10 protein-coding genes and 1 tRNA gene are annotated in these 12,172 nt (G+C 64.0%); 4 read left to right on the top strand and 7 right to left on the bottom strand.

Annotation, left to right across the window (positions count from 1 at the left end; all coding sequences use genetic code 11):
- Positions 1 to 214: 214 nt before the first annotated feature.
- From RZE79_RS23115 to RZE79_RS23085, 7 genes are all read right to left on the bottom strand, one after another.
- Positions 215 to 1,753, bottom strand: coding sequence for an IS3 family transposase (locus tag RZE79_RS23115; RefSeq protein ID WP_319355680.1), 1,539 nt, complete (start codon positions 1,751 to 1,753; stop codon positions 215 to 217).
- Between the two features lie 368 nt (positions 1,754 to 2,121).
- Positions 2,122 to 2,197: transfer RNA gene (locus RZE79_RS23110), tRNA-Thr, on the bottom strand.
- Positions 2,198 to 2,222: 25 nt separating this feature from the next.
- Positions 2,223 to 3,236 (bottom strand): class 1 fructose-bisphosphatase, encoded by a 1,014-nt coding sequence (locus tag RZE79_RS23105; protein ID WP_056571748.1) that lies wholly within the window; start codon positions 3,234 to 3,236, stop codon positions 2,223 to 2,225.
- A gap of 132 nt (positions 3,237 to 3,368) precedes the next feature.
- A complete protein-coding gene (pepN, locus tag RZE79_RS23100; RefSeq protein WP_319357010.1) occupies positions 3,369 to 6,080 on the bottom strand; it encodes an aminopeptidase N in 2,712 nt (903 codons plus the stop codon).
- Entirely contained in the window at positions 6,064 to 6,753 is a 690-nt protein-coding gene (locus RZE79_RS23095; protein ID WP_319357009.1) for an HAD family phosphatase, read from the bottom strand. Before RZE79_RS23095 ends, pepN begins: the two co-directional genes overlap by 17 nt.
- 3 nt (positions 6,754 to 6,756) lie before the next feature.
- Positions 6,757 to 7,861 (bottom strand): peptide chain release factor 2 gene (gene prfB, locus RZE79_RS23090; RefSeq protein WP_099791691.1). Its coding sequence is split into 2 segments (ribosomal slippage): positions 6,757 to 7,779 and positions 7,781 to 7,861, totalling 1,104 coding nucleotides; the frame shifts between segments, so codons are not numbered across the junction.
- Positions 7,862 to 8,061: 200 nt separating this feature from the next.
- Positions 8,062 to 8,886 (bottom strand): MetQ/NlpA family ABC transporter substrate-binding protein, encoded by an 825-nt coding sequence (locus RZE79_RS23085; RefSeq protein WP_319357008.1) that lies wholly within the window; start codon positions 8,884 to 8,886, stop codon positions 8,062 to 8,064.
- A gap of 236 nt (positions 8,887 to 9,122) precedes the next feature.
- Here RZE79_RS23085 and RZE79_RS23080 point away from each other — a divergent pair, with 236 nt between their 5' ends.
- The 4 genes from RZE79_RS23080 to RZE79_RS23065 are packed head-to-tail and all read left to right on the top strand — an operon-like array spanning position 9,123 to position 11,897.
- On the top strand, positions 9,123 to 9,992 hold the full coding sequence (locus RZE79_RS23080) for a methionine ABC transporter ATP-binding protein (protein ID WP_153282591.1): 870 nt from the start codon (positions 9,123 to 9,125) through the stop codon (positions 9,990 to 9,992).
- Positions 9,985 to 10,647, top strand: coding sequence for a methionine ABC transporter permease (locus RZE79_RS23075; protein ID WP_119556563.1), 663 nt, complete (start codon positions 9,985 to 9,987; stop codon positions 10,645 to 10,647). Before RZE79_RS23080 ends, RZE79_RS23075 begins: the two co-directional genes overlap by 8 nt.
- Positions 10,648 to 10,687: 40 nt before the next feature.
- Positions 10,688 to 11,512, top strand: coding sequence for a MetQ/NlpA family ABC transporter substrate-binding protein (locus tag RZE79_RS23070; protein ID WP_319357007.1), 825 nt, complete (start codon positions 10,688 to 10,690; stop codon positions 11,510 to 11,512).
- Between the two features lie 34 nt (positions 11,513 to 11,546).
- Positions 11,547 to 11,897, top strand: coding sequence for a hypothetical protein (locus tag RZE79_RS23065; protein WP_319357006.1), 351 nt, complete (start codon positions 11,547 to 11,549; stop codon positions 11,895 to 11,897).
- Positions 11,898 to 12,172 lie beyond the last annotated feature (275 nt).

Raw genomic sequence — 12,172 nt, 5'->3', positions numbered from 1 at the left:
GCGCCGACCGCGCAAGAGCAGTGACATGTGAGCGGTGTGCTTCAACCGCACGAAGCCCAGTGCAGTTGTCCTGTTGTTGATCCATGCCAAGGCGAACCTTGATTCGATCTCTGGCGAAACCTTGAGGGAGTCGCGCAATGCCGCAAGTAGAGCCGATGTTGGATTCCGCCGATCTCTGACCCTAGGGGGGTGCGGATAAAAACTTGGACTGGTTTTATGCCGCAAGTCCAAGGCTCACCCGGTATTCGATAGGGCTGAGAGAGCCAAGAGAGATCTTGATCCGCTTCTCGTTGTACCAGCGGATGTACGAGTCGACCGCCTCGATGAATTGCTCGATGGTGGCGTTCTTCCAGTCTCGAGGATAGAACAGCTCGTTCTTCAGCCGACCGAAGAAGCCTTCGCAAGCTGCGTTATCAGGTGAGCATGCCTTGCGAGACATCGAGCGAGTGAAGTTCGCGTCGCTCATTCTTGATAGCCAACCTGGCCAGCGGTAGTGGCCGCCCCGATCGGAGTGAACCACAGGCCGGTCAGTAGTTTCGGCCACTGTCTCGATGGCCGCATCCAGCATCGTGTTGACCAACTCAGCGTCCGGACTGGTCCCAATGGTCCAGCTGACGACCATTCCATCGAAGCAGTCGATGATGGGCGAGAGGTACACCTTGCCAGCCGGGATCTGGAACTCCGTGATGTCCGTGAGCCATTTCTCGTTGGGGACCGCGGCCTGGAAGTCGCGGTTGATGAGGTTCTCAGGCGCTGGACTGATCTCGCCAAGGTATGACGCATACCTGCGCTTCCTGGGCTTTGGAACAACCAGGCTTTCCTGCTTCATCAACCGCTGCACGACCTTCTCGGAGATCGCGACGTCCTGTCTGGTGAGCGATGCTTGCAGTCTGCGGTAGCCATAGCAGCGGTGGTTCGACTCAAAGATGTCGGTGATGGATTGCCGCACCTTCAGGTACTTGTCGCCCACCGCTGCGCGGGCCCGATGGTAGAAGTACGAACTACGCGCAAGGTCCAACTGTGCAAGGAGCTCTGGCAGGCCATAGTGCTCCCTGAGGGCGTCAATCAGCAGTGTCTTCTCCCGGTTGGACAGGAGCTGCAGGTCGACGCCCAGGCCTTTTTTTAACAGTTCGTTGGCCTTGTTCAAGAGGTCCTGCTCAAGGCGAAGTTGCCTGACTTCGCGGCGCAGTGACTCAACCTGGCGCTCAAGGTCGTCGCGCTCTTGCGACGGCGGAGATTGATTGGTGCTTTTCATGGATGCGGGTGCCTCACGTCCCAGAAGTTGGTTCTTCCAGTTGTACAGCGTTGGCCGGCACACGCCGAACTTGTCGGCTACAGCCTGCGCACTTTCCTCACGCGTGCAAAGCTCCATGACTCCCGCATGCATCAGCTCCCCGGAATACCTTCGTCGCCCCACACTTCCAACGACAGCCCTTCTGGCCTCAGGAATGGCCTCGCGAACCCACGCGGTTAGTGTCCCTCTGCCGGGATAGCCCAATGCCCTCATGGTGGCAGCAATGCAGCGGTCGTGAGTGAGGTAGTGCTCGATAGCTGCCGCTTTTTGCTCCTGCGAGAACTTGGGTCGCCGGCCCGCATAGCCCGCTGGCAAGTCGAGCTTCTGCTGGTATTCGTTATACCAGCCCTTCAGAGAATTTTTTGTTGGGTAACCCAGCTGACGGATAGTGGGTCTGACGCGTTTGCCGAGCTTGATGTAGAGCTCAACGGCTCGAATCCGATCTTCGTAGGAATACATGAACTACCTCCTGGTAGTCCAAGTTTTCCGCCGCACCCCCTTACTGCGTTTAGTGGGTCAATTTTCGGCAGCAATCAACAATCAGAGACTGCGATCTGTATCTGGCCACCGTTGATGAAAATGTCGCAGCCAGCGTGATTTCAGAGATGGGAGAGGCTGGAATTTGCCTCGTCGTCCCAGAGTCGCTAAAGATCTCGGACGCAGCCGTCTATCGGCGCCAGCCGAATGTAATTTCTTTCGCGGATTTTTTTGAGACTCATATAAGGAAGCTGCGCTTCCCGCTCTGGCGAGCGCGGGGCGCACTTCTTTGAAGTGATTTCCGCCAAGCAAAAAAGCCCCTGATCCTTGCGAATCAGGGGCTTTTTATTTGGTGCCGGAGAGATGAATCGAACACCCGACCTTCTCATTACGAATGAGCTGCTCTACCGACTGAGCTACACCGGCGAAGCCTCAGATTATAGCCAAGAAATCAAGGCTTCTCGGCGTGGTACTGCGTCAAACGCTCCACTTCGTGACGCGAACCCAACATCACGCTCACGCGCTCGTGCAGTTTGGTGGGCTTCAGGTCGAGGATGCGCTGCTTGCCGTTGGTGGCGGCGCCGCCGGCCTGCTCGACGAGCCAGCTCATGGGGTTGGCCTCGTACATCAGGCGCAGCTTGCCGGCCTTTTCGGGCTCGCGCTTGTCCCACGGGTACATGAAGACGCCGCCGCGCATCAGGATGCGGTGCACGTCGGCCACCATGCTGGCAATCCAGCGCATGTTGAAGTCCTTGCCGCGCGGGCCTTCCTTGCCGGCCAGGCATTCGTCGATGTAGCGCTTCACGGGCTCGTCCCAGTGGCGCATGTTGCTCATGTTGATGGCAAATTCCTTGGTGTCGGCCGGAATCTGGATGTCTTCCTGCGTGAGCACGAAGCTGCCTTGCTCGCGGTCGAGCGTGAACATGGCCACGCCGTTGCCCACGGTGAGCACCAGGGTGGTCTGCGGGCCGTAGATGCAGTAGCCGGCGGCCACTTGCTGGGTGCCGGGCTGCAGAAAGTCGGCTTCCTGCACGCCGGGGGTGTCGTCGGGCTTCTTCAGCACGCTGAAGATGGTGCCGATGCTCACGTTGACGTCGATGTTGCTGCTGCCGTCGAGCGGGTCGAACATCAAGAGGTATTCGCCTTGCGGGTAGCGGTTGGGCACCACGTGGATGGTTTCCATCTCTTCGCTGGCCATGGCCGCGAGGTGGCCGCCCCATTCGTTGGCTTCAATGAGCACTTCGTTGGCGATGATGTCCAGCTTCTTCTGGATTTCGCCCTGCACGTTCTCGCTCTCGGCGGTGCCGAGCACGCCACCCAGCGCGCCCTTGTTGACGGCCTGGCTGATGCTCTTGCAGGCGCGGGCGACCACTTCGAGCAACAGGCGCAGCTGGCCGGGAATGAGGCCGTCGGCGCGTTGCTGCTCGACGAGGTAGCGGGTGAAGGAGATTTTTTGTTGAGCCATGGGATCTGTCCTATCCAAATGAGAGGGTCTGTTCGTGGAACACCGCGGAACCGGCTTTGCCGGGCCGCTGGTGTTGCCCCCGGTGAGGGGGTTGGAGAAGCGACACGAAGTGCGCGAAGCCTGGGGGAGAGCTCAATTACCGGCAAGGGCGCGGGTGACGACTTCGTGGGTGTCCTTGCTCAGGTCGGGCTTGGCAGCCACGCGGGCAATCGCTTCGCGCGCGGCGCTGCGGTACGGCTCGGCCAGCTTGCTCCAGCGGTCGAGCGCGCGCGCGAGGCGGGCGGCCACCTGGGGGTTGATGGCGTCGAGCTCGATCACGCGGTCGCTCCAGAACACGTAGCCGGCCGCGTCGGCGCGGTGGAAGGCGCCGGGGTTGCCGCTGCAGTAGCTGAAGATCACGCTGCGCGCGCGGTTGGGGTTCTTCAGCGAGAAGTCGGGGTGCTTCATGAGCTGCTTCACCAGCGGCAGGATGTCGCCGCCGCGGTCGCTGGCGCCGGCCTGCAGCGAGAACCACTTGTCGATGACCAGTGCCTCGTCCTTGAACATGACGTGGAAGCGCGCGAGCGCCTGCGCCGCCAGGGTGTGGCCCGACGACACGAGGGCGTTGAGCGCGTTGAAGCGGTCGGTCATGTTGCCCGCGTCTTTGAAGCGCTGCAGGGTCTTGCCCGGCCACACGGTGTCGCCCGAGGCGCGCGCCGCCAGGCACAGGAAGTTGAGCGCCATGCCGGCCAGCGCGCGGCGGCCCGACGAGGTCGGGTCGGGCGTGTAGGCGCCGGTGTCGTGGTTGGCTTCGTACACCTGCTCCCAGTCGGCAAACAGGGCGGTGGCGAGCTGGGCGCGCATGGCTTCGCGCACAAGGTGCACGCGCTGCGGATCGACCACGTCGAGCTGCTCGGCGATGTAGGTTTCCGACGGCAGCGTGAGCACCAGTTCCTTGAAGGCGGCGTCGAGTTGCGGGTGGCGCAGCACGCTGCGCATGGCGTCGAGGTAGGCGTCGTTCAGCACCGGCGTGGTGTCGGTGGCGTTGGCCGCAATGGCTTGCAGCGCGGCGCGCAGGCCCAGGCGCTGGCCGGCTTCCCAGCGGTTGAACGGGTCGGGGTCGTTGGCCAGCAGGGTGAGCAGCTGGGCGTCGGTGTACGCAAAGTCAAGGATCACCGGCGCGCTGAAGCCGCGCAAGATCGACGGCACGGGCTCGGCGTCCAGGCCCACGAAGGTGATCTGCTCGCCGGCGCGCGACAGCACGATGGTGCGGGTGCCGCGTGCGACGTCGCTCTCGCCCTCGAGCTGCATGGGCAGCTCGCGGCCGGTGGCGGCGTCGAGCAGGCCGATGTTCATCGGAATGACGAAGGGCTCTTTGGTCTGCTGGCCCGGCGTGGGCGGGCAGCTTTGCACCACGCTCAGGGTGTAGCTGCGGTTCTGCGCGTCGTACACGCCGTGCGCGGCCAGGCGGGGCGTGCCGGCCTGGCTGTACCAGCGCTTGAACTGGGGCAGCAGGCGGGCCAGTTCCGAATCGGGGTTGGCGTCGGCAATGGCCTGGGCGAAGTCGTCGCAGGTCACGGCCTGACCGTCGTGGCGCTCGAAGTACAGGGTGATGCCCTTTTCGAAGCCTTGGCGGCCGACCAGCGTCTGCATCATGCGAACGACCTCGGCACCCTTTTCATAAATGGTGACGGTGTAGAAGTTGCTGATCTCGATGTAGCTGTCGGGCCGCACCGGGTGGGCCATGGGGCCGGCGTCTTCGGGGAACTGTGCGGTGCGCAGCACGCGCACGTCCTCGATGCGCTTCACGGCACGGGCCGAGGCGTCGGCGCACAGGTCCTGGCTGAACTCCTGGTCGCGGAAGACGGTGAGGCCTTCTTTCAGCGACAGCTGGAACCAGTCGCGGCAGGTCACGCGGTCGCCGCTCCAGTTGTGGAAGTACTCGTGGCCGACCACGCTTTCGATGTTGCTGTAGTCGGCGTCGGTGGCGGTGGCCTGGTTGGCCAGAACGTACTTCGTGTTGAAGATGTTCAGGCCCTTGTTCTCCATGGCGCCCATGTTGAAGTCGCTGGTGGCCACGATCATGAAGCGGTCGAGGTCCAGCGGCAGGCCGAAGCGGGCTTCGTCCCACAGCACGGAGTTGACGAGCGAGTTCATGGCGTGCTCGGTCTTGTCGAGGTCGCCGGCGCGCACGTACACCTGCAGCAGATGCTCCTTGCCGTTGCGCGCCTTGATGCGCTGCTCGCGCGCCACGAGCTTGCCCGCCACCAGGGCGAACAGGTAGCTGGGTTTCTTGAAGGGGTCGACCCACTTGGCGAAGTGGCGGCCCTCGGGCAGCTCGCCCTGGTCGACGAGGTTGCCGTTCGACAGCAGCACCGGGTACGCGGCCTTGCTGGCGCGCAGCGTGACGGTGTACATCGCCATCACGTCGGGACGGTCGAGAAAATAGGTGATGCGGCGGAAGCCCTCGGCCTCGCACTGCGTGAAGAAGGTGTCTTCGCTCACGAACAGGCCCATCAGCTTGGTGTTCTTGATGGGGCAGCAGGTGGTGAAGATTTCGAGCTCGAAGGCCCCTTCTTCCGCGGACGGCAAACCGTCCAGGACGAGCTGGTCGCCTTCCATGCGGAACGAGGCGCCCTGGCCGTTCACGAGCACGCGCGCCAGGTTGAGCTCGTCGCCGTCCAGGCGCAGCGGCTGGGCCGGCACCTCGGGGTTGCGGCGCAGCTGCATGCGGTTGAGCACGCGGGTCTTGGCGGGGTCGAGGTCGAAGGTCAGGTCGACGGTGTCGATCCAGAACGCCGGCGCGGCATAGTCTTCGCGTCGGATGGCAATGGGTTGCCCTTGGGCGTCACGCTGAAGCAGCATCGAGGGTCTCCAGAAAATTCGAATGGGCCAGTTCGTTGTAGTCGCGAACGGCGGCGATCACGTGGGGGCCGGCCAGCTCGGCGGCCGTATGGGTGCTGCACACGGCCACGGCACGCATGCCGCCGCGGCGGGCCGCTTCGATGCCGAAGGGCGCGTCTTCAAAGACGATGCAGCGCTCGGGCGCCACGCCGATGCGGCGCGCGGCTTCCAGGAAGATCGCGGGCGTGGGTTTGCCCGAAAAGCCTTCGTCACCGCCGACGATGGCCAGCGGCAGCGGGTCCATCTTCAGGCGCGACATGGCGAACGCGATGTTGTGCCTGTCGCCGGCCGTGCCCACCGCCACTTTCAGGCCGCGTGCCACCGCGGCCTTGGCGAAGGCGGTGAAGCCCGCCACTTCGGTGAAGTTGTCGTGAAAGAGCTCGCGGTAGATCTCTTCCTTCTCGTGCACCATCGCCTGGCACTCGGCATCGGAGAGCTCGCGCTCGAACAGCTCGCGCATGCTCTCGGTGCCGGTGCGGCCCGTGGTGCGCGCAAGAATTTCGCTCACGTCGAGCTTCACGCTGTGGCGCTCCGCGAACGTCACCCACGACCGCGCATGCCAGGGCATGGAGTCGATCATGGTGCCGTCCATGTCGAAGATCAGGGCTTCGACCCTGCCGGTGTTCAGGCTCATCGATCAGACGCCTTGCTTGAGCGACGCTTCAATGAACACGTCGAGGTCGCCGTCGAGCACCTTCTGCGTGGCCGAGACTTCGACGTTGGTGCGCAGGTCCTTGATGCGGCTGTTGTCCAGCACGTAGCTGCGGATCTGGTGGCCCCAGCCCACGTCGGTCTTGCTGTCCTCGAGCTTTTGCTGCTCTTCCTGGCGCTTGCGCATCTCGTGGTCGTACAGGCGCGAGCGCAGGCGCTTCCACGCCACGTCGCGGTTGCTGTGCTGGCTGCGGCCGTCCTGGCATTGCACGACGATGCCGGTCGGGATGTGCGTCAGGCGCACGGCCGAGTCGGTCTTGTTGATGTGCTGGCCGCCGGCGCCCGAGGCGCGGAAGGTGTCGGTGCGCACGTCCGAAGGGTTGATGTCGATCTCGATCGAGTCGTCGATTTCGGGGTACACGAAGATCGAGGCGAAGCTGGTGTGGCGCCCGCCCGACGAGTCGAACGGCGACTTGCGCACCAGGCGGTGCACGCCGGTCTCGGTGCGCAGCAGGCCGAAGGCGTAGTCGCCCTCGACCTTGATGGTCGCGCCCTTGATGCCGGCGGTGTCGCCGGGCGTTTCGTCTTCGATCTGCGTCTTGAAGCCCTTGCGCTCGGCGTACTTCAGGTACTGGCGCAGCAGCATGCTGGCCCAGTCGCAGGCCTCGGTGCCACCAGCGCCGGCCTGGATGTCGACAAAGGCGTTCAGCGGGTCGGCCGGGTTGTTGAACATCCGGCGGAACTCGAGCTGCTTGATGTCGGCTTCGAGCGTGGCGGCGTCATCGGCAATGGCCTGCAGGCCGTCCATGTCGCCGTCGGCCTTCGACATTTCGAAGAGCTCGGTGTTGTCCGACAGCCCGTTGGTGAGCCGGTCGAGCGTGACGACGACGTCGTCGAGCGACTTCTTTTCCTTGCCCAGTTCCTGGGCCTTCTTCGGGTCGTTCCAGACGTTCGGATCTTCGAGCGATGCGTTGACTGTCCTCAGTCGTTCAGCTTTGGCATCGTAGTCAAAGATACCTCCGTAAATCGACCGTACGGACGCTCAGGTCCGCGAGCATTGCGTCGATTTGGTTGATCTGTTCTGCGTCCATGGGGTGTCCTGACTGTGTGAGGTTGGTGTTCGGGGGAACCCGTCATTTTCTCACGGTCCGCCAACCTTCCCAGGAGCATCCCTGTATTGCTCCTTCCCCCTCTGGGGGAAGGCTGGGATGGGGGCGGGCAGAGCGCCCCTTGCGAGCGCCGCTTGCCCCCACCCCGGCCCTCCCCCGGGAGGGGAGGGAGGAAGACAAACTCAGAACGCGGGAATCAACGCCCCCTTGAACTGCGTCTCGATGAAGCTGCGCACCTCCGGCGACTGGTAGGCCGCCACGAGGCGCTTGGCCCAGGGCTTGTCCTTGTCGGCGCGGCGCACGGCGATCAGGTTGGCGTAGGGGCTCTGGGCCGATTCCTTGATGACGGCGTCCTTGCCGAACGACAGGCCGGCCTTCTCGGCGTAGTCGTTGTTGATGGCCGAAATGGCCAGGTCGTCGAGCGAGCGCGGCAGCTGGGCGGCGTCCAGCGACACCAGCTTGAGCTTCTTGGGGTTGGTCACCATGTCCAGCGGCGTGGCGTTGTTGTTCTTCACGGCCTCGGGCTTGAGGGTGATGAGCTTGGCCTGTTGCAGCAGCAGCAGGGCGCGGTTGCCGTTCGACGGGTCGTTCTGGATGCCGACCGAGGCGCCGTCGGCCAGCTGGTCGATCGACTTGAGCTTGCGCGAGTAGAAGCCCAGCGGCGCGGTGATGGTCAGGCCCACGGGCACGAGGTCGAAGCCGCGCGCCTTGATCTGGTTGTCCAGGAAGGGCTGGTGCTGGAAGGCGTTGGCGTCGAGGTCGCCGGCGGCCAGCGCCGCGTTGGGCAGCTGGTAGTCGTTGAACACCACGACCTGGACGGTCAGGCCGTCCTTGGCGGCGACCTTCTTGACCACCTCGAACACCTGCTCGGCGCTGCCGACGGAAATGCCGACCTTGACGGTGTTCTTGTTGCCCTGCGCGAAGGCGGCGTTGCCCGCGAAAACGGTGAAGAGGGCGGTGGCCAGGGTGGCGAGCACGAGGCTGCGGCGGCGGAAAGTGGAATGCATGGTGGCGCGAGATCGAAAGAAATGAAGGCGCCGAATGTGGCATTGCCGCCGCGGATCGGGAACGAACCAATCCTCATATCGATATGGCATCCACTCGTCTTATGTGGTCTTTCTTATCTGATTTTTCATATAAGCACGAGCCGATTTGTTCGTTCCCTTTCGGTCTCTTTCTTTACATACTCGGCACCTTTTTGCGAACCTGCGCGATCGCGCCCTTGCGGCCCGCGCCTTCTTTCATGACCTTCCCTTCGCCTGATGCGGCACGCGGCAACGCGGCGCCGGTCATCCGTCTTCAATCGGTGCAGAAGTCCTTTGCCTTGCCCAGCGGCGAGGTGTTCGATGCCGTGCAATCGCTGTCGCTCGACATCCAGCAGGGCGACGTGTTCGGCCTGATCGGCAAGAGCGGCGCCGGCAAGTCGACGCTGCTGCGCCTCATCAACCTGCTGGAGCGGCCCGATGCGGGCCAGGTGTTCGTCGGTGGGCGCGACCTCACGACGCTCTCGCGCCGCGAGCTGCGCGACACGCGCCAGAACATCGGCATGATCTTCCAGCAGTTCAACCTGCTGCAGAACGCCACGGTGTTCGACAACGTGGCCTTCCCGCTGAAGATCCACGGCCGCCACTCCAAGGCCGAGATCAACGAGCGGGTGCGCGAGTGCCTCGACCTCGTCGGCCTGGCCGAAAAGATCGACACCTACCCGGCCCAGCTGTCGGGCGGCCAGAAGCAGCGCGTGGCCATTGCGCGTGCGCTGGCGTCGCGTCCGCAGGTGCTGCTGTGCGACGAGCCCACCTCGGCGCTCGACACTGAAACCACCCGCGCGCTGCTCGAGACGCTGCGCGACATCAACCAGAAGATCGGCGTGACCATCGTGATCGTCACGCACGAACTCTCGGTGGTCGAGGTGCTGTGCCGCAACGTGGCCATTCTCGAAAAGGGCCGCCTCATCGAGCAGTTCGCCGTCGATGCACCGAGCGAAGAGCGCAAGACCGCGCTGGGCCGCGAAATCGACGAACTGGTGCGCCGCCGCGAACGCGAAGCGCGCGAACCCGTGGCGCCGCGTGTGGCGACCGCACAGCGCAACGCGCAGGAGCTGGCCTATGTTTGAGAACATCACCCCCATCCTTCCCGAGCTGTGGACGGCCACGGGCCAGACCTTTTTGATGCTGGCCATCGGCCTGTCGGCGGCGGTGCTCATCGGCGGGCCGCTGGGCATCCTGCTGTTCCTGCTGGGGCCGGGGCAGTCGCTCGAAAACAAGCCGGCGTTCCTCGTCCTCAACTGGATCGTGAACACGGTGCGTTCCTTCCCGTTCATCATCCTGCTGGTGGCGCTGGTGCCGTTCACGCGGGTGATCGCCGGCACGTCCATCGGACCGCTGGCGGCGGCTGTGCCGCTGTCGTTCGCGGCCATTCCGTACTTTGCGCGGCTGGTCGACCAGTGCCTGCGAGAGGTGCCGCGCGGCGTGATCGAGGCGGCCCACGCCATGGGCGCCTCGGAGCTGCAGATCGTCTGGCGCGTGCTGGTGGTCGAGGCGCGCTCGGGCCTGGTGCTCGCGCTCACCGTGCTGGCCGTGAGCTTCCTGTCGTACTCGGCGATTGCCGGTGTGGTGGGCGGCGGCGGCATCGGCGACCTCGCGATCCGCTACGGCTACTACCGCTTCCAGACCGACGTGATGGTGCTCACCGTGGCGCTGCTCGTGGTGCTGGTGCAGATCCTGCAATTCGTGGGCAACACCACGGCGCGCCGGCTCGACAAGCGTTGATGTCTCTTTCTTATTCCCTTTCTTTTTCTCTGCTCACTCCATGAAAACCGCATTGCTGCGCCGTTCCGTCCTCGCCGTTTCCCTCGTCGCGCTGTCGTTCGGCGGCCTTTCGCTGTCGGCGCAGGCGCAAGACGCCAAGAAGAACCTCGTGATCGGCGGCACCGCCGGCTCCAACGCCGACCAGCTCAAGGCCGGCATCATTCCGATCCTTGAAAAGAAGGGCTACAAGGTCAAGCTGGTCGAGTTCAACGACTACGTGCAGCCCAACCTCGCGCTGGCCCAGGGCTCGCTCGACGCCAACTTCTTCCAGCACCGGGTCTACCTGCAGAAGTTCTCGGCCGACCAGAAGCTCGACCTCGCCGAACTGGTGCAAGGCCCGATCGCGCCCATGGGCGTGTACTCGACCAAGCGCAAGACGCTGGCCGACGTGAAGGAAGGCGACCGCGTGACGCTGCCGAACGACCCGAGCAACCTGGCGCGCGCGCTGGTGCTGCTGGAGCAGAACAAGCTGGTCACGATCAAGGCCGGCATCGACCCGCTGCGCGCGTCCGAGAAGGACGTGGCCGAGAACCCGAAGAAGCTCAAGTTCATTCCGCTCGAGGCCGCGCAGCTGCCGCGTTCGCTGGGTGACACCGAGTACGCCATCGTCAACGGCAACTTCGCGATCTCGTCGGGCCTGAAGCTCACCGAGGCCGTGGTGCTCGAGAAGACGCCCGACTACTACCTGAATGTGGTTGCCGTGAAGAGCGCCGACAAGAACGCCGCCTGGGCCAAGGACATCGCCGACGCCTACCGCTCGAAGGAATTCAAGACGGTGGTCGACAGCAAGTTCCAGGGCTACGCGAAGCCGAGCTTCCTGCAGTAACCGATTCATCACGCTTCAGCGAAGGACGCCCCCAATGCCCGTGCTGGCCGTATTCGATGCGCAAGGAAGCTGGCGCGACACGCATGTGTGCGATGGCTGGATCACCGAGCATCTGGCGCGCCACGGCGTGCGCTGGGGGCGCGGCGATGCGGAAGGACAGCGCGTGCTTGATAGTGCGGGGCTGTTCTATCTGCCGACGGCGGAGGGGTATCTTGGGTTGTTGGTCGAAGGGGGCGAGTGGGTTTCCATTCCCTCCGACACGCCACATTTCTTCGATGCTGGCGAGGCGGAGTCGCTGGACGGATTGCCTGCCGCATTGCCGCTGTTCGAGGCCTTTGTCGAAGAAGTGCTGTCCTTGACGGGCAACGACGCGGACGACGCGTAGAGCGGGATCAGTCGCTGCAAGTTCGACACGGCGCGGCATGCGCCGTGTTGCTCCTTCCCCCTTTGGGGGAAGGCTGGGATGGGGCAGCCAGAGCGCCCGATGGATACGCCGCTTGCCCCCACCCCGCCCCTCCCCCGGAAGGGGAGGGAGAAAGTCAAAACTCAAACGCGGGCGGGGCTCCGGGGGCTTGCATTGCTCCTTCCCCTCCCGGGGGAAGGCTGGGATGGGGGCTCGCGGCGCTTGCAGAAGCTGTGCATGCGCGAAAGCCGCTTGCC

It is taken from the genome of Variovorax sp. EBFNA2, assembly GCF_033802765.1.
In the GTDB taxonomy this organism is placed as follows: domain Bacteria; phylum Pseudomonadota; class Gammaproteobacteria; order Burkholderiales; family Burkholderiaceae_C; genus Variovorax; species Variovorax paradoxus_H.
The sequence above is the reverse complement of the archived record's forward strand: the minus strand, read 5'-3'. Positions and strand labels throughout refer to the sequence as shown.